Genomic DNA, 17,125 nt, shown 5'->3' on the forward strand with positions numbered 1-17,125 from the left:
ACATATGAAAGCCAATATTTTTACACTTTTAATTTGTGTTATTTTAATGTCTTGTAATGAGACTAAAAAAACTACGGATAACGAAACTACAATAGAGACGGTTAAAACAGAAACTAAGACTTTTAAAAACAAAGGTCATGAACTGGTTTACAATCTCACTCAAAAAACAGGAAATTACCAGACGCTTCTAAACAAGAAAGATGTTGTTTATACTTATACTTACACAACACCAGACGGTAAAACAGATAGCTCAACTGAAAAATATATTTTTAATGGAGAATTATCTTATGGTGCATACAGCAAACACCAACGCACTTTACCCAACCTAGAAGGATCAATAGAACAAGGTTATGATGGCAATGAATTTTGGCTTAAACATAATGGCAAGATCATAGAAGACGAAGCCGCATTAAAACGTGTTGCTTTTAATAGACCAACAAATTTTTATTGGTTCGCTATGATGCCTAAACTTTTAGACCCAAGTGTAGTTTATGAATATTTAGGTAACAAAACCATTGATACTATGGAGTACGACGTTTTAAAAGTATCATTTACATCAGAAGACAATAAACCAACAGATATATATCAATTATATATTAATAAAAACACAGGCTTAGTAGACCAATTTTTATTTACTGTAGCTGACTTTGGCAAAATGGAAATCCCAAATTTAATGCAATTACAATATGAAGAAATTGATGATATATTAATTCCAACTAAACGACAATATAAAAAGTCTAATTGGGAAGCTGAAGTTACAGAACAACCTTGGATTTATGTTAATTGGACAGACATTATATTCAACAATAACCTGAAGAAAGACATTTTTAAAAAATAAGACCTTGTCTCAACAAGATATATTCTGAGTTAGAGACACAACAAAATAATTGAAAAAGGAAAATTAGATTACGCATACTAGATACCAATGTTAGCTAAGACTTAAAAGTTATAAAACTATCATTTGTATCTAAAAGAATTATTTATTGATAGTTTGTTTTTGTTCACTAAAAAAGTCATTATTTATGTAATGGCTTTTTTTTTATGTTTATCATTAAAATCAATTTTACTGCTAAAACAACTTCGCAAAATGATTCTAATTTATTTCTATTAACTTCGTTTATATAATCTAAGATTACCTTAAGAACAAAATAAAAGCTATAAAAACTTCAGCTACTCATAGTGTACCATTACGCTCTACTCCTATTCGGCTTCAAGAATATGGTGTTGGTATTTTTGACGCTTGCCCAACAAAATCAGCTTTAAAAAAAGCTCTTAAAAAAAACTACATTTCAGTCAATGGAAAAATAGCAACTTCTGCAACCTATATTAATGGCGGAGAAATCATTACACTATCCACACCAGAATCAACCTACTCACATAAAAGATTACACTTTAATCTAAAGGTTTTATTTGAAGATGAATATTTAGCCGTCATACACAAACCTGCTGGCATTTTAGTTAGTGGTAATCATTTTAAAACTATTGCAAACGCATTACAACAAAACCTAAAAACAAGCACACTTGCAGATGCCACTAAACCTCAGCCAGTGCATCGTTTAGATTTTGCTACTACAGGAATTTTATTAATAGGAAAAACAAGCAAGAGCATAAGAACATTAAACCAACGCTTTGAAAACAAAAACATCAAGAAAACTTATTTTGCTGTCACAATTGGCAGTATGACTAATAAAGCAGGAACTATAACTACCCATATTGAAGATAAAGTTGCGCAATCTTTATATAGTGTTGAACAAACAGTGTCATCAAAGCGATTTGGTCAACTCAATTTAGTAAAGCTTGAACCCTTAACAGGAAGAAGACATCAATTACGAATTCATTTATCGCAACTTGGAAATCCTATTTTAGGTGATAAAGATTATGGTATAAAAGATTTAATATTGAATGGAAAAGGCATGTATCTCCATGCGTATTCATTAGAATTTGTTCATCCTTTTAAACAAGAAAACATGAATCTTAAAAGTGAATTACCTGAGCGTTTTTTGAAGTTATTTCCTTAATCCTCACTGATTCTTAGTCTCTATCCACTTACTCATATACTTGGTGCTTTGCATGGTTTGATGCATTAATAATTGACCAATAAAATTCAATTCACGATGCGCTTTTAAATCATTATACAGTGTTTTAATATGAGTTGAAAAATCAGCTTCAAAAGCTAAATTATTAAAACGTTGTTTTGAAACTTCAAATCCATTTTGTTGTTTCTGCTGCCATACTTCAACGTTGTTATAAAGTTCAACGGCTTGTTTTGCAAACGCTTCTGGTTTATCTTCTATAAATCCATTGGGTTTAGAATTTCCAAACATACCTTCTGCAGCAATAGTAGTCATAACAGCTGGTGTTCCATTTTGCATAGCATCAACTAGTTTTCCTTTTAAACCAGCACCAAACCTTAATGAGGCCAAACACACTTTAGCAATTTTCATGACCTCATTGACATCTTCTGCAAATCCTTTAATTAAAAAACCTTCCTTATTATTATTGAGTTGGGTTACTTTCTGAGATTTGTAAGCACCGTAAATATGTAATTCTGCTTTTGGTAATTGTTTTCTAATTAATGGCCAAATTGTCTGTTTTAAATACAAGACTGCATCATAGTTTGGTGCATGCAGAAAATTCCCGATGGTAATAAAATGTTGTCGTGCTTCAAATTTTGGCAATAGATTTGTAGCTTCTTGTGGAATAGGGTCTAACAAAAATGGCAAATAATACAATAAGCTTTCATCAATATTAAATTGCTGTGTCAAGATTTCTATTTCAACTTCAGAAATCATTAAACTTAAATCACATCGATAAATACTGGCAATTTCGCGTTTGGTAATATCATTCTGCATATGCTGAGTAGAAACCCTTTCATTGCGTTTTAAAGCCGCTTCCCTAGCCTTTCGTAACCCATGAAAATCTTCTGTATCTAATAAGCGTAGTGCTTTTGGGCATTGTTCAGCAACACGCCATCCATATTGTTCTTCAGTCATAAAACGATCGAACAACACAATGTCTGGATCTAAATTTTTAATAAACAGATCAAAAGATGAGTCGTTAAGTAGTATCGGCTGAGTTTCAACCTTAATAGAACTTAAATCAAATGTATTATCTGAAGTTTTCGCCGCAGATGCAAATACAACGTCATAGCCTTGTTGCTGAAATTGTACTATTAATTGAAGCATACGACTACCAGCCGCAGAACTTTTAGGCTCTGGCCAAACAAAACCGATAACTAATAATTTCTTTTTCATGAAAAATTATAACTACAACCTCATTGCTCAACTCAGTTCAGCATCCTTTTAGAAATTAGATGCAACTAAACAGAATCACAATTTCCTAATCACTTGTGAAAGTTAAGTTTATATGGAATTAGACTTCTTACTGAGGATCTTCTGTAAAAGCATATTTTAAACGCACATTCTTAGCCCAAGAAATAACAGCGTCTATTTGCTCTTGTGATAATTTTGCCTCACCATGTGCCCAAGTATAGCTATCTAATGGCATCTCTTTGTCTTCTACCATTTCTATTAGCTCATCGAGTTTATGATCTTTTCTCTTATCATCATAGTCGTTCCATTTAGAAAAATTTAAATGTTTTGTACCATGCTCTATGTGATCTGCTAACCAATAATTTACGGGAGTTATATTATTGTACCAAGGATATCGTGTACTGTCGCTATGGCAATCATTACAAGCAGTTTCTAAAATTAATTTCACTTCCTCTGGTGGATTTGTATCGGCATAAAACGCATTAACTGATGTAAAATCGCCATCGTTTTTTTCTGGTCCAAAAAATTGTGCAATTATAAATACTACTAAAAGTAAGAGAACTATTTTTTTGAAAATCTTCATATTTGATTAATTTTAGACCTCTAAATTAATCATTTTCTATTGACCAAGGCAGAACTCTATAAAGAATTAAGTTATGTAAATCATTCGCGAGAAAAACGATTGAAATATGCAAACCTCGTTATAGACAATCCTGAATTGGTTAAACCGCTTTTAGACATTCTTTTTGATGTAAATGACAAAACCTCGTGCAGAGCAGCTTGGGTTTTTGAGTTTATGTGTAGTAAAAAAGTAGAAGCCATCATTCCGCATTTAGATGTATTCACAGAAAATATTTCTAAAGTTCATTTAGATTCTGCCGTAAGACCAGTAGCAAAAGTTTGTGAGCTTATTGCAAAAACTTATTACGGAAAAGAAGAATCCAAAATAAAACAAAGCTTAACAGCACAGCACAAAGAAAAAATTATTGAAACCTGTTTTGATTGGCTAATCAATGACGAAAAAGTTGCACCAAAAGCTTACAGCATGATTAGCTTATATTTATTAGGAACTGAATACAATTGGGTTCACCCAGAATTAGTCATTATTTTAGAACGGGATTTTCACATACAAAGTGCTGCTTTTAAAGCTAGAGCGAGACATATCTTAAAGAAAATTAAAAAGTAATTTCGCCGCTTGCCATCAATTAATATATTACAAAAAGTAACCGCTAAAGACCGAAGAATAATTCATTCTTCCAACTAACTTTATTATATTTGATGCTTCTAAAAAATCAACTCAAATGGCACTTTCTCCTCTTAATGCAATTTCTCCAATCGATGGAAGATATAGATCTAAAGTCGAAAAATTAAAAGACTACTTTTCTGAAGAAGCACTTATAAAATATCGTGTTTTAGTAGAAATAGAATACTTTATTGCACTATGTGAGTTGCCATTACCTCAATTAGAGTCTGTTGATCATTCACTATTTGAAGCATTAAGAAACATCTATAAAAACTTTACTGCAGTAGATGCTTCTGCAATAAAAGAAATAGAAAAAGTAACAAACCACGATGTAAAGGCAGTTGAGTACTTTATTAAAGAGAAATTTGATGCTTTAGATTTATCATCATATAAAGAGTTTATTCATTTTGGATTGACGTCTCAAGACATAAACAATACAGCCATTCCTTTGAGTATTAAGGATGCCATGAACGATGTTTATGTACCAGAATATTTTTCACTTTTAGAGAAAATTGAAGGTTTAGCTAAAGATTGGGAGGCGATACCAATGTTAGCCAGAACACATGGTCAGCCAGCTTCGCCAACACGCTTAGGTAAAGAAATTAGCGTGTTTGCGGTAAGACTTAAAGAACAGTTTAATTTATTAAATGATGTACCAAGTGCTGCAAAATTCGGTGGTGCAACTGGTAATTTTAATGCTCACAAAGTGGCTTACCCTTCTATTGACTGGAAAGCATTTGGAACTAAGTTTGTTCAAGAAAAATTGGGTTTACAACATTCTTTCCCAACCACACAAATAGAACATTACGATCATGCAGCTGCATTATTTGATGCATTGAAACGCATAAATACAATTATTATAGATTTAGATAGAGATATATGGACTTATGTGTCTATGGATTACTTTAAACAAAAAATTAAAGCTGGTGAAGTAGGAAGTTCTGCAATGCCACACAAAGTAAATCCTATAGATTTTGAAAATAGTGAAGGTAATTTAGGTATAGCAAATGCTATTTTTGAGCACCTTTCTGCTAAACTACCAATATCTAGATTGCAACGTGATTTAACAGATAGTACTGTACTAAGAAATGTTGGTGTACCATTTGGCCATACTATAATTGGGTTTAAATCTACAATGAAAGGTTTAGGCAAATTATTATTGAACGAATCTAAATTTGCACAAGATTTAGAAAACAATTGGGCTGTTGTTGCAGAAGCAATTCAAACCATATTAAGACGTGAAAGTTATCCAAATCCTTATGAAGCGTTGAAAGGGTTAACAAGAACTAATGAAGCTATTACACAAAGTTCAATCTCAAATTTTATTGATACATTAGAGGTTTCAGACGAAATTAAAACTGAATTAAAAGCTATTACACCTAGTAATTACACTGGGATCTAATTATTTTATTTGTGAAATTTATTCCTAAAACAGAAAACGGCATTGCTCTGGCTAGTGTAGCTGTACTTACATTTAGCTTTTTCTTTGCTGGTATATTCGATATTCTGGACTATTTCATTGTGCAGGTTCTGATCTTCCTTGGATTTGGAGCATTGTTAGTCGCAGCAGTTAATTTTGCTTTAAAAAATGATTCAAAAAAAAATCGTCCTGAAGACAAACTTCAAGACGATTTACATTAACATTTAAATAAAAGTCAGTTTATTTAAATTTCATTAAGCTATTATTTGAAAAATTCTTTTAAACCTACAAGATCAGTGCTATCATAATTTGCCTTTTCTAAAACCGAACCTAATTTCATTAATTCGTCTGGTTGCATATCATCACCTAAAACTCTTGCAATCATAAAGCCTTTATTGTTAGCACTACCAAATACAATAAGCTCATCTATACTTTCTACATCTCCTAAAAATTTCACTACAAATTTGCCATCTTTAGAATTTCCTCCACGCATGAGTTCTTCATATTTAGGATTTTCAAGAATCGTTTTAACCTTTTCTAGTTCTAACTTATAAACTTCAGAATCGGTATCTTCTTTCATATAAGTCAATACATTTAACTTGTCTACTGAATTATACGCTTCCTTTTGTTCTTCCGTCATATCAACGCTTTCTACGTTAATAAAACTTGCTGGTACATCAAATGAAGCAAAGCCAGCTTTCTCTTCATTATCTACGTAATACGTTTGCAATGTTGGCCCTTGATTACAGCTTGTAAAAGCCGTAATCAGAAGCAACACTACCATTGATTTTTTGATTGATTGTATCATAACTTTATTCTTTATTTTCTCCTGCTTTATTAAGTTGTTCTCCACCAGGAATATCCATTTGACTAGTAATTTTAGATATTTGTCTTAAGTCTATCTCACCTGTTAAAGAAATAACGACAGTTTCGAACTTAAATTCTTTACCATTTATCTTTACACCTTCATCATCTGCAAAGTCACTTAATCCTGTCATAAACATTAATAGCTCTTTTACATGGTTTTCATCTTTACCCTCTCTTACATAAAACTTAACCGTTTGGTCACCATCTTTAAAACGCATTAACTCTTCTAATTTTGAAGACTTTAAATAACTCGTCACTGTACTTGTCATAGCTTTTGAGGCAGACTCATCACCAGATGTAAACACCTTTAGACCTGTGATTTTATTAACCATTTCTACATACTCTTTCCCTTCAGCATCTTCAATGTTCATTCCCATTGTTGCCAACATCCTGAACATTTTTTGATTTAAAATAAAGGATGTAATATTCTCATTATCTTCTAATTTGTCTATTGATGTCTGACCAAATGACGCTAATGTTGAGACCATTAGTACAGCTATTAAAATAGTTTTTTTACCCATTGTTAAATATGATTTATAATTTTTCATGATTTCTTGTTTTTAAAATTTAATTCTTTAATAATTTGTTTGTTGTATTACTATACACCGAAATATAATGGGCTTTTTCTAGACCTCTGTTTAAGTTGTCTCCTGCCATATCGAGTGCATTCATTCCTTGCAAACCTTGATTTAAATTATTAGAAATTAAGGCGAGCGCTTGCTTTGTCTCTAAGTATAATTTCTGCTCTTCTGGTGTATATTCCGAAAGCGTTTTTGGTCCACTATTCCAATTAGGAATAAATATTCCAAGCATTAAAACAGCCACAGCTGCGACAGAAATCCATTTATACAATTGTGTTTTATTAGACTTTAATGGAACGTCTTTAGTGTACTGCTCTTTTTTCGCATTAGAAAAGTATTGAAACATTGGCTTGTAATGTTCTAAATGAGGTGCTACATCATCGCTTAAAAAATAGGCTTTTAATTGCGCCTCTTCTTTAAGTGTAGTCTCAGCATTGTTATACTTTTCTACTAATTTTTCTATATTATTTAATACCATATTGATGTGTATTAGTTAATTTTTCTCTTATTATTTTTCGTGCTCTAGATAAATTCACTCGTATTGCAGTTTCATTCATGTCTAGCATTTTAGCTATTTCTGCAAAATCGTATTCTTCAATATCTCTTAGTTGCACTATTATTTTTTGTTGCTCTGGTAGGTCTTCCATTATTTTTGAAACCCAATCCACACTATCTTTTGCTTCTACTTGCTTCTGTAATGATGTGTTACCATCTGTATAATTACTATGAACAATTTTTAAATTTTGTGCTTGCTTAGATTTTAATCGATCCAAACAAAAATTCTTGGTCATAGTCATAGAAAACGCTTCCACATTTTTATAGTCTTCAATCTTTTTATTATTCTTCCATAATTTCAACAGTATTTCTTGTGTTGCATCTTCTGCTTCTTCACGAGATATTAGTAATCGTTTCGCTAAACGAAAAACTTTATCCTTAAAGGGCATCACGATTTTTACAAAATCTGCCTGTTTCATTATTTTTTTGATTGGTTGATGATTGCAATTTTACTCGCTTTCAATATTACGACGAACCACTTTATCTTTTGTTACAAAGATTTTATGTTTTTTATAATATTGTGAGTAAATTTAGAGTTTTACACATAGACATAGATGTAAAAAATTGCTATTTGAAAAAAGAAAAAGAATTATGAAGAAAATTAAAATCTTATTACTTGTATTTATCACGACAATTAGTATCACGTCTTGTTATGACGACTTAGATGATGATATCATCGTTTCTACTTCTGTAGAAATTAGTGATTTTGTCTGGAAAGCAATGAATGCCGTTTATTTGTACAAACCTGAAATTCCAGATTTAGCTAACGATAGGTTTGCTACTAATGTAGAATACAACGACTATCTCAACAGTTATAGCTCTCCAGAAGAATTATTTGAATCTTTAAAATATATGCCAAATACTATAGATCGATTTAGTAGAATTTATAGTAATTACAATCAGTTATTAGATCTATTAGGAGGCACTACAATAAGTAATGGTATTGAATACAATTTATATTTTGTACCAGGTAGCGATTCTGAAATATATGGTGCTATCACTCTAGTTTTAAATAATAGTGTAGCTTCTAATTTAGGTTTAGAACGCGGTCAAATATTTAGGACAGTAAATGGAGAAAACCTTAATTCTAGTAATTATACTGACCTCTTATCATCAAATAATTACACCTTAGGTTTTGCTGATTATAATAACAACGGAACCAATGATACTGAAGACGATACGATTACGCTAAATAACGAAAATGTAAGTTTATCTAAAGAAACCTACACTGAAAATCCTGTACATAAGTCTGAAGTTATTCAAGTTAATGGCACTAATATTGGGTACTTAATGTACAATGCATTTAATAGTAATTATAATTCCGCTTTAAACGACGCATTTGGAGAGTTCAGCACAGCTGGTGTTACAGAATTGGTATTAGATTTAAGATATAATGGAGGTGGCTCTGTACAAACAGCAGCATATTTAGGTAGCATGGTTACAGGGCAATTTATGGGCTCTGTCTATTCTAAATTATTTTATAACGACAATTTGAGTAACAACAATGAAGACTATTTATTTACAAATTCTATCTCAGGTGGTGGCTCTATAAATAGTCTTAACCTAACTAAAGTCTATATTTTAACTACCAATAGAAGAACAGCTTCTGCTAGCGAATTGGTTATTAATAGTCTTAGTCCATACATCGATGTTATTGTTATTGGCGAGAATACTGTAGGGAAAACTCAAGCTTCTCAAACCGTTTATGACTCTCCTGGCTTATTTTCAACAGATGGCATCAACCTTGGTCATACATATGCTTTACAACCTTTAATTGCAAATTCTACCAATGTAAATGATGAATTGGTTCCAAATACAGGTTTAATTCCAAATATTGACTTATCAGAGTCACCAACTAATTTCGGGATTCTTGGAGACGTCAACGAGCCGCTTTTAGCTGCAGCCATTCAAAACATAACTTCTGCTGATCGTTCGTCTGGTCAAGCCATTGAAATTAATGAATTTAGACAAGTAAAGCAAATTATAACACCCTTAGAACAAGACATGTATATTGATTAAACACGTTACATATAACTAAAAAAGCCGCATTCTAAATTTAGAATGCGGCTTTTTGTCTTTGTAATGGGTTATTTTAATTAAAATATACACCTCCAGGAATTATACCTGTGTTAGCAAAGTTTGTAACCTCGTTAGAAGATAAGCTATATGATAAAAGCATACCATTACTTGTGTAATCTAAAGCATCAACTGCATATAATACATTGTCTTTAACTTCCATGCCGTAAAAGCTTAAACCGGTAAGTTCTGCTGATGTTGGCAATACTGTATCATCTTCATCCATTTTATAAACACTACCAGATAAATAATAGTAAAGTGTTCCGTTTTCTAATGCTAAAAAGCTAGGGTGCTCTGTACCTGCAAAATCAATTGATGTTACAGAATAATCACTACTATCTATTTTAGATAATTTTCCACCAGTTTCACTACCTGTCCAAGATGGTGTTCCACCAGCTAAAACCCATAAATCGCCATCACTATCTAATCTTAAAGAATTTGGTACATCTCCTACAGTTATTGTCGTAGACACCACATCTGTAGCTGCATTTATAACTGAAATAACATTGTTCTGTCCATAACCACCTTGATGTGCAACGTAAACTGTGTTTCCGTTTGCTACTATTTTCTCTGGCCCTTCTTCTACGGTAATAGATTGTGAGCTCATTGTGTTCGTTGTAGCGTCTATAACAGCAACATAATCATCAGTGGCAACACCACCATCTCCCCAATTTGTTACATAACCTTTACCATTAGCAAAAGCAATATGTCTTGGGTTATTTAAACCAGTATCTATAGTTGCAACAGATTCAAAAGTGTAACGGTTTACAATTTCAATAGCATTAGACACGTTTAAAACGATATACGCCAAATCATCATTGAAGGCTATACTTTGAGCTACATCTCCCAACGCTCTACCATTTACAGCACTAAAAACATTATTTTCAATAATAGATAAATCATCAGAAGTATACGTAATTGAGGCATTTCCTTGTCCAAAATTACCTTCGTTTGAAACAATTATTCCGTTTTCGTAATCGCCTAAAGATTCATTTCCATTATTGTCATCATCACTATTACACGATGTAAATAATAAGGTTACTGATAAAAAGAGTAAAGTAATTTTTTTTGAAATCATTTTGTTTTAAAATTTAAGTGTTAGTTTAATATTGAAATTTCTGTTTGGCATTGGTCGCAATGCTACGTTTTCGTAATAAGTGTTATAAATGTTATTAACTTTTAAGTCTAGGATATAATTTAATTTTCCGGATTTATTTAGTTCATAAGAACAGCCTATATTTCCAACGTCATAACCATTTAATGAACTACCAATAATATCTACCTCTCCAGTGAACAAGTGTTGGTAATAAGCGGTAAATGATTTAAAATTATATGATAACGCTATATTTGCTTTATGGAGCGGCACATAGTATAAAGGCTGATTTTTCTCTACGTCTTCTGTTTCTGTATAAGAATAGATTGTTACTAAATTAAAGTTATGTGCTTTGATTTTTTTGATGTAGCCAAGCTCTACTTCTAAACCATAATGTTTTGCATTAGCAATATTTACAGGGTTCCAATAATTGGTTTCAGTATTTGGTCGCCATTGAATGAGGTCTGAAGTTTCAATGTAAAACGTATTCAGTTTCAATTGTAACGATTTTAAAATTTCGAGTTGATGACCTAAATCAAATTGAAAAGATTCTTCTGGTTCTAAGTCTAAATTCCCACCAGGATTCCAATACAAATCATTAAATGTTGGTACTCTAAAGTTTTTAGAAGCATTAAACTTTAACATATATGATTCTGCTACTTTATAACTTAAATCTCCAGCAAAAACTAATGGGCTTTTAAAATCTGAAATCACATCTTTTCTAATATTTAGGTTGTACCTAAACCTTGTTGAAAATTGATGATTAAATATTGCCGTAGCTGAAAAAGCACTGCGTTTTGGGTCTACATAACTATTGCCTTCTGCTGTAATATAACTGTAATCTGTAATAACACTCAAGGCCATTTGTTTAGATAGATTACGTTTATAATGATGCTTAATGAGCCATGTCTCTGCTTGACCTTCAGAATAATTATTTAAATCTTTATTTTCAAAATATTTAAATTTTTCTAATAAATGAACCGCTTTTAAACTTGACGTAAAATTGTCACTAACATGAGCCCATTCTAACATACTACGATAATCTTCAGTTTCATATTTACTATTAGAAGGTGCTAATAAGGTTGAAGAAAATGCTCTATCACTTCTAAAATTCTGATGGTATACTTTTAAAACATCCTTTTGAGATAAAACATAACCCAAATTGAAATTAAGATCTAAATTGTTAAAAGCACCATTTTCATTTTTCTCATCTGTACCCAGAATACGATAATCATTTTCGGTATTAATATAAGAAACACCAGCACTACCAGACCATTTGTTATTACCAAAAGATAAATTATAACTAGCATTCTCTGTTTCATAACTTCCGTAACCCAATTGTAACCTATGATTTATATGCTTTGTAAAATCAGAATCATTAGAGAGATGTACACTTCCTCCAATAGCTCCACTTCCATATTGCACACTTCCTCCTCCACTTCTTATACTTATTGAATTGTAATTAGCTGAAGAAATGGTATTAAAATCTACTTGTCCAAGCAATGGAGAGTTAATATTAATACCATTCCAAATCACAGCAGTTTGTGATGCATTGGTTCCTCTAAAAGAAGCCGAAGAAACCATACCATAGCCATTCTCTTTGAAATAGATGTTAGAATTAAAACGTAATACATCAGTTAAGGAGTTTCCATTTTTTCTAAGAATAGAATCGTTTAAGACAGTAAGTTTATAACCTTCGTTATAGCGTTTAAGTTTCACATCACTCAAAACAACTTCATCCAAGCGCTGAATAGAATCAGTGGACGTTTGTGCCTTGGCAATGCTATAAAAACATAGCAATAATAAACAGAGTACTATACGTATCATACCGCAATCACTTTTATCCCGAAAGTTTTACTTTTTGTTAAAAAAATGGCAGGTCTCCTGACTTACGTCTTGTTATTTTGCCTTCCCATTCTTAATTGAACAGTGACTAGAAGTTTAATAACAAGCATCACCAACGTGACTAAGCTTACAGTTGCGGGAACAGTTCTGGTATCTCACCAGATTCCCTTTTAATCCATTCAATTAAGAATGAAACCAATTTTCGATGCAAAAATAGTCTATTAATACAATGTGACTATAATAATATTACTTTTTCTTATTCATTTTGTAGATAAGATAAATGAATCCGATTAAAAAATGTGCAATGATTATTCCTGCAACGATATATAGTGTTAAATTTGAATCGCCTCTCATGGTAGAATTTTTATCAAAATTAATGAGAACTCAAATAACAAAACGTTACAATTGTTACCAATGAAATATATTAAAATTTTAATTATACTATTATTTGTAAGTTCATGTAAAAGTGAACCAAAACAAGACAATTCTCCAACAATTGAAACACAAAAATTAGAACTAAAATATGCTAAAGGTTTTTCTGTAACATACTTTGACTCCTATAAGGTACTTGAAATTTTAGAACCTTGGCCTAATTCTGAGAAGACCTATTCTTACGCAATTGCAAATAACAAGTCTTCAAATATTATTAAACCTAAAGATTTCGATGCTATTATCAACACCGAAATAAACAAAATCGTAGTAACATCTACAACGCACATTCCGGCTTTAGAATTATTAGGAGTAGAACAGAATTTGGTTGGTTTTCCAGGTACAAATTATATATCTTCAAAAAAAACAAGAGCTTTAATCGATGCCAAAAAAGTTAGAGAATTAGGAAAAAATGAAGGTATTAACACTGAGGTTTTGTTAGAACTCAATCCTGATTTGGTCATTGGATTTGGTGTAGATGGCGTCAATAAAACCTTTGAAGTGATCAAAAAGGCAGGAATTCCGGTAATATACAATGGCGATTGGGCAGAAAGTTCCGCATTAGCAAAAGCGGAATGGATTAAACTTTTTGGCACCTTATTTAATAAAGAAAAAGAAGCAGATTCTATATTCAACAACATTGAAAAAGAATACAATTCAGCTAAAGAGATTGCAAAAAACGCTCAGCATCAACCTACGATTTTGAGTGGTGCTTTAGAAAAAGATGTTTGGTATTTACCAAATGGTTCCAGTCCTGAAGCTCAATTCTTAAAAGATGCTAACGTTAATTATTTATGGAGTGAAACGACTGGTAATGGAAGTTTGGCACTTAGTTTTGAAACTGTTTTAGACAAAGCCCAAGATGCAGAGATATGGCTGAGCCCTTCCTATTATAAAAGTTTTGATCAGTTAGAAAAAGCAAATGCTCTTTATAATAATTTTGAAGCCTTTAAAAATAAAAACATTTATACATTCTCAAATAAAACAGGAACAACAGGTGGTGTTCTATATTATGAATTAGGTACTGCAAGACCAGATTTGGTTTTAAAAGATTTAATAAAAATTACACATCCTGAATTACTAACTTATTACCAACCGTATTTTTTTGAAAGACTAATTCAATAAGGTAGTTTTAAATTACTGTTGGATAAAAAACATGAGTGCTCTAATATCAATGAAATCTAACTATACATATTCTTTTATTATTTTAATTGCACTATTGCTTTTGTGCTTTGTGGCTAATATTAGTTTAGGTTCTATTAGTATTCCATTTTCTGAAGTTGTTAAAGGCCTTTTTAGCTCGTCTGACAATGCTACGTGGGAAATTATAATTACCAAAGTTAGATTACCCAAAGCCATTAATGCTGTCATGGTTGGTTCTGGTTTAGGTATTTCAGGTTTACTAATGCAAACGCTATTTAGAAACCCATTGGCTGGACCATTTGTTTTAGGTATTAGCTCTGGCGCCAGTCTTGGTGTGGCTATTGTTATTTTAGGTTCTGGACTCTTTGGTGGTCTTTTTGCGACTCTTCTAATTTCAAAATGGAGTATTGTAATCGCTGCTAGTTTAGGTAGTTTTTTAGTGCTTTTGTCAGTATTAGCAGTTTCTAGTAAGATTAGAGATACAATGGCAATTCTTATTATTGGTTTAATGTTTGGTAGCATCACAGCTGCAGTTGTGAGTGTGCTTTCTTACTTTAGTTCGGCTGAGCAATTACAACAATATATATTTTGGGGATTTGGTAGTTTAGGCAATTTATCCTGGGAAGAATTGCTCATTTTCTTCGGAATTTACGCTTTAGGAATTACCCTCAGTATTGCGTCGGCTAAAAGCCTGAATGCCTTGCTATTAGGAGACAACTACGCAAAAAGCCTTGGATTATCTTTGAAAACTAGCAGATTCGTTATTATATTCGCCACAAGTTTAATTGCAGGAACTGTTACCGCATTTGCTGGCCCTATAGCATTTATTGGATTGGCAATTCCGCATTTAACTCGGCAAATATTTAAAACCTCAAATCATAAAATATTATTGCCTGCTGTGTTTTTATTTGGTGCTATAGTAATGCTAATTTGTGATAGTATTGCTCAAGTTCCTGCTAGTGACTATACCTTACCTATCAATGCGATTACTGCGTTAGTAGGAGCACCAGTAGTAATTTGGTTACTTGTAAAACAGCGGAAAATGATGTTTTAAACTATTAAAACATGAAAACAAAAACTCCCCTAAGTTTTTGTAAGATGAACACTGTTAAACCCTTACTAATAGCATGTGCAATTACATTATTAATTGGATGCAAATCTTACAAAACCACTACCGAACTCCAAACGACCTTTGCAAAAGAAGAATTAAAAGATCTTGAAACCATACGATCCTTTTTCGTTAAAGACATCATGGGATTAAAAGATGATAATTTTCACTTTCAATTTAGAAATAAAGTTCAAAAATTAGAATCTACAGGATTTTCTAGCGTAGAGCCAAAAAAAATTGAAAACCTATTTAAATCGGTTTCAGAATCTACAATTGATGAAATTTGGGAAACCAAAACACATTCCAAATCAAATAGAAACAATACAGAATACAAATACCTTGTCCCAAAAGAAGGTGGCAAATACATTGAGTTTTTAGCTAAAAACACAAAACATAATCTAAGGATAAAAGATTACTATAACAAAGTTGTGAAGTCTGGAAATTTTAGTCATTTTTCAATTCTTAGCTATATGGAAGACAATAAGCTAGATTTTGATTTAGCTAATACTAATATTCAGATTGTGTTGGCAATTCACTATATTACACTCTGTCACGACAATAATATTACAAGTAATTTAATGAATTAGTGCCAAAATCAAATAGCAATACCATTTTACAAGTGCAACAACTTTCCATTGGTTATAAAACCAAAAAAGTGGAGACCGTTATTGCTAGCGCTATAAATTTCGAATTACAACAAGGGCATCTCATAGGTTTAGTTGGTGCCAATGGCATTGGTAAATCCACCCTTTTAAGAACACTAATTGGTGTGCAACCAACTCTATCTGGTACAGTAGAACTCAATCAACAACTCTTAGAAACTACGTCGCCTGTAGAACTAGCTAAGCAATTAAGTATTGTATTAACAGAACCATTAATATCTAAAAACCTTTCCGTTTTTGAGTTGGTTTCATTAGGAAGACATCCTTATACAAATTGGATTGGTAATTTATCTGATAACGACCTCTCAATAATTAATAATGCTTTACAACTTGTAAACATTATGGACTTAAAAAACAGAAGGTGCTATGAGCTAAGTGATGGACAACTACAAAAAGTAATGATTGCAAGAGCTTTAGCTCAAGATACCGCAATTATTATCTTAGATGAACCCACTACTCATCTCGATATGTATCATAAAGCATATATATTAAAACTGCTTCAAAAATTAACTAAAGAAACGGGTAAAACTATCCTATTTTCTTCTCATGAAATTGATTTGGCCATACAACTATGCGACACCATGATTGTGATGCAACAAGACCATGTTGTTTGTGAGCAACCTTGTAATTTAATTAAAAACGGCGTTTTTGAAACCCTTTTCCCAAAAGATTTAATCGCGTTTGATAACAATACAGGAAGTTTTAAAGTTACGCAATAGGCTTAAATTTTAATGCACATATTAACTAATAGAATCTTTAAGAATTCTAGTTAAGTCATTTCATTTTCAAAATTCAACTTCAATGTCCACTTTATCGATTATCTTTGAACAA

At 31.8% G+C, this 17,125-nt stretch carries 18 protein-coding genes and 1 riboswitch; of the genes, 10 read left to right on the plus strand and 8 right to left on the minus strand.

Annotation, left to right across the window (positions count from 1 at the left end; translation table 11 throughout):
- The first annotated feature begins 4 nt into the window (after positions 1 to 4).
- Positions 5 to 838 carry a hypothetical protein gene (locus ACJBCC_RS07280; RefSeq protein ID WP_407556804.1) on the plus strand — a complete coding sequence of 278 codons (834 nt, stop codon included), beginning with the start codon at positions 5 to 7 and terminating at the stop codon, positions 836 to 838.
- Positions 839 to 1,433: 595 nt separating this feature from the next.
- Positions 1,434 to 2,018, plus strand: a complete 585-nt coding sequence (locus ACJBCC_RS07285) for an RluA family pseudouridine synthase (protein WP_407556860.1) — start codon at positions 1,434 to 1,436, stop codon at positions 2,016 to 2,018.
- 3 nt (positions 2,019 to 2,021) lie between these two features.
- Here ACJBCC_RS07285 and ACJBCC_RS07290 read toward each other — a convergent pair whose 3' ends face one another.
- Together ACJBCC_RS07290 and ACJBCC_RS07295 are read right to left on the minus strand one after the other, a co-directional pair.
- Entirely contained in the window at positions 2,022 to 3,254 is a 1,233-nt protein-coding gene (locus ACJBCC_RS07290) for a glycosyltransferase (protein WP_407556805.1), read from the minus strand.
- Positions 3,255 to 3,381: 127 nt separating this feature from the next.
- Entirely contained in the window at positions 3,382 to 3,855 is a 474-nt protein-coding gene (locus ACJBCC_RS07295; RefSeq protein WP_407556806.1) for a heme-binding domain-containing protein, read from the minus strand.
- 39 nt (positions 3,856 to 3,894) lie between these two features.
- On the opposite strand from ACJBCC_RS07295, the gene ACJBCC_RS07300 reads away from it, so the two are divergent.
- The 3 genes from ACJBCC_RS07300 (at position 3,895) to ACJBCC_RS07310 (ending at position 6,156) form a co-directional block, all read left to right on the plus strand.
- The gene (locus tag ACJBCC_RS07300; protein WP_299100792.1) at positions 3,895 to 4,458 is read left to right on the plus strand and encodes an adenylosuccinate lyase; all 564 of its coding nucleotides are present in this window, start codon (positions 3,895 to 3,897) and stop codon (positions 4,456 to 4,458) included.
- 115 nt (positions 4,459 to 4,573) lie between these two features.
- Positions 4,574 to 5,917, plus strand: a complete 1,344-nt coding sequence (purB, locus tag ACJBCC_RS07305; RefSeq protein ID WP_407556807.1) for an adenylosuccinate lyase — start codon at positions 4,574 to 4,576, stop codon at positions 5,915 to 5,917.
- Positions 5,918 to 5,928: 11 nt separating this feature from the next.
- Complete coding sequence (locus tag ACJBCC_RS07310; protein ID WP_407556808.1) at positions 5,929 to 6,156, plus strand: hypothetical protein; 228 nt, start codon at positions 5,929 to 5,931, stop codon at positions 6,154 to 6,156.
- A 41-nt stretch (positions 6,157 to 6,197) separates the two neighbouring features.
- Here the strand turns inward: ACJBCC_RS07310 and ACJBCC_RS07315 are convergent, their stop codons facing one another.
- Genes ACJBCC_RS07315 through ACJBCC_RS07330 form a run of 4 tightly spaced genes read right to left on the minus strand, consistent with a single transcriptional unit; the run spans position 6,198 to position 8,357 of the window.
- Positions 6,198 to 6,743, minus strand: coding sequence for a DUF4252 domain-containing protein (locus ACJBCC_RS07315; RefSeq protein WP_407556809.1), 546 nt, complete (start codon positions 6,741 to 6,743; stop codon positions 6,198 to 6,200).
- Positions 6,744 to 6,747: 4 nt separating this feature from the next.
- Positions 6,748 to 7,350 (minus strand): DUF4252 domain-containing protein, encoded by a 603-nt coding sequence (locus tag ACJBCC_RS07320; RefSeq protein ID WP_407556810.1) that lies wholly within the window; start codon positions 7,348 to 7,350, stop codon positions 6,748 to 6,750.
- A gap of 19 nt (positions 7,351 to 7,369) precedes the next feature.
- Positions 7,370 to 7,861, minus strand: coding sequence for a hypothetical protein (locus ACJBCC_RS07325; protein ID WP_299100785.1), 492 nt, complete (start codon positions 7,859 to 7,861; stop codon positions 7,370 to 7,372).
- Positions 7,848 to 8,357, minus strand: a complete 510-nt coding sequence (locus ACJBCC_RS07330) for an RNA polymerase sigma factor (RefSeq protein WP_299100784.1) — start codon at positions 8,355 to 8,357, stop codon at positions 7,848 to 7,850. The genes ACJBCC_RS07325 and ACJBCC_RS07330 overlap by 14 nt, the downstream gene beginning before the upstream one ends.
- 172 nt (positions 8,358 to 8,529) lie before the next feature.
- On the opposite strand from ACJBCC_RS07330, the gene ACJBCC_RS07335 reads away from it, so the two are divergent.
- Entirely contained in the window at positions 8,530 to 9,957 is a 1,428-nt protein-coding gene (locus tag ACJBCC_RS07335) for a S41 family peptidase (protein ID WP_299100782.1), read from the plus strand.
- 73 nt (positions 9,958 to 10,030) lie between these two features.
- Here the strand turns inward: ACJBCC_RS07335 and ACJBCC_RS07340 are convergent, their stop codons facing one another.
- Both ACJBCC_RS07340 and ACJBCC_RS07345 read right to left on the minus strand, forming a co-directional pair.
- Positions 10,031 to 11,092: a YncE family protein gene (locus ACJBCC_RS07340; RefSeq protein WP_407556811.1), complete on the minus strand. Its 1,062-nt coding sequence runs from the start codon at positions 11,090 to 11,092 to the stop codon at positions 10,031 to 10,033.
- Positions 11,093 to 11,098: 6 nt separating this feature from the next.
- Positions 11,099 to 12,934, minus strand: a complete 1,836-nt coding sequence (locus tag ACJBCC_RS07345) for a TonB-dependent receptor plug domain-containing protein (RefSeq protein WP_407556812.1) — start codon at positions 12,932 to 12,934, stop codon at positions 11,099 to 11,101.
- A 29-nt stretch (positions 12,935 to 12,963) separates the two neighbouring features.
- A riboswitch (cobalamin riboswitch) is annotated at positions 12,964 to 13,167 on the minus strand.
- A gap of 199 nt (positions 13,168 to 13,366) precedes the next feature.
- On the opposite strand from ACJBCC_RS07345, the gene ACJBCC_RS07350 reads away from it, so the two are divergent.
- Genes ACJBCC_RS07350 through ACJBCC_RS07365 form a run of 4 tightly spaced genes read left to right on the plus strand, consistent with a single transcriptional unit; the run spans position 13,367 to position 17,013 of the window.
- A complete protein-coding gene (locus ACJBCC_RS07350; RefSeq protein ID WP_407556813.1) occupies positions 13,367 to 14,506 on the plus strand; it encodes an ABC transporter substrate-binding protein in 1,140 nt (379 codons plus the stop codon).
- 31 nt (positions 14,507 to 14,537) lie between these two features.
- A complete protein-coding gene (locus ACJBCC_RS07355; protein WP_299100774.1) occupies positions 14,538 to 15,578 on the plus strand; it encodes an iron ABC transporter permease in 1,041 nt (346 codons plus the stop codon).
- Positions 15,579 to 15,622: 44 nt separating this feature from the next.
- Positions 15,623 to 16,219 carry a hypothetical protein gene (locus ACJBCC_RS07360; protein WP_299100772.1) on the plus strand — a complete coding sequence of 199 codons (597 nt, stop codon included), beginning with the start codon at positions 15,623 to 15,625 and terminating at the stop codon, positions 16,217 to 16,219.
- Positions 16,219 to 17,013 carry an ABC transporter ATP-binding protein gene (locus ACJBCC_RS07365; RefSeq protein ID WP_299100770.1) on the plus strand — a complete coding sequence of 265 codons (795 nt, stop codon included), beginning with the start codon at positions 16,219 to 16,221 and terminating at the stop codon, positions 17,011 to 17,013. The genes ACJBCC_RS07360 and ACJBCC_RS07365 overlap by 1 nt, the downstream gene beginning before the upstream one ends.
- Positions 17,014 to 17,125: the final 112 nt, after the last annotated feature.

This window comes from Winogradskyella sp. 4-2091 (assembly GCF_045765065.1).
GTDB lineage: Bacteria > Bacteroidota > Bacteroidia > Flavobacteriales > Flavobacteriaceae > Winogradskyella.

Coding starts and splice junctions, on each gene's coding strand:
- ACJBCC_RS07280 (WP_407556804.1), top strand. CDS start 5: ATGAAAGCCAATATTTTTACACTTTTAATTTGTGTTATTTTAATGTCT.
- ACJBCC_RS07290 (WP_407556805.1), bottom strand. CDS start 3,254: ATGAAAAAGAAATTATTAGTTATCGGTTTTGTTTGGCCAGAGCCTAAA.
- ACJBCC_RS07295 (WP_407556806.1), bottom strand. CDS start 3,855: ATGAAGATTTTCAAAAAAATAGTTCTCTTACTTTTAGTAGTATTTATA.
- purB (WP_407556807.1), top strand. CDS start 4,574: ATGGCACTTTCTCCTCTTAATGCAATTTCTCCAATCGATGGAAGATAT.
- ACJBCC_RS07315 (WP_407556809.1), bottom strand. CDS start 6,743: ATGATACAATCAATCAAAAAATCAATGGTAGTGTTGCTTCTGATTACG.
- ACJBCC_RS07320 (WP_407556810.1), bottom strand. CDS start 7,350: ATGAAAAATTATAAATCATATTTAACAATGGGTAAAAAAACTATTTTA.
- ACJBCC_RS07325 (WP_299100785.1), bottom strand. CDS start 7,861: ATGGTATTAAATAATATAGAAAAATTAGTAGAAAAGTATAACAATGCT.
- ACJBCC_RS07330 (WP_299100784.1), bottom strand. CDS start 8,357: ATGAAACAGGCAGATTTTGTAAAAATCGTGATGCCCTTTAAGGATAAA.
- ACJBCC_RS07335 (WP_299100782.1), top strand. CDS start 8,530: ATGAAGAAAATTAAAATCTTATTACTTGTATTTATCACGACAATTAGT.
- ACJBCC_RS07340 (WP_407556811.1), bottom strand. CDS start 11,092: ATGATTTCAAAAAAAATTACTTTACTCTTTTTATCAGTAACCTTATTA.
- ACJBCC_RS07345 (WP_407556812.1), bottom strand. CDS start 12,934: ATGATACGTATAGTACTCTGTTTATTATTGCTATGTTTTTATAGCATT.
- ACJBCC_RS07350 (WP_407556813.1), top strand. CDS start 13,367: ATGAAATATATTAAAATTTTAATTATACTATTATTTGTAAGTTCATGT.
- ACJBCC_RS07355 (WP_299100774.1), top strand. CDS start 14,538: ATGAGTGCTCTAATATCAATGAAATCTAACTATACATATTCTTTTATT.
- ACJBCC_RS07360 (WP_299100772.1), top strand. CDS start 15,623: ATGAACACTGTTAAACCCTTACTAATAGCATGTGCAATTACATTATTA.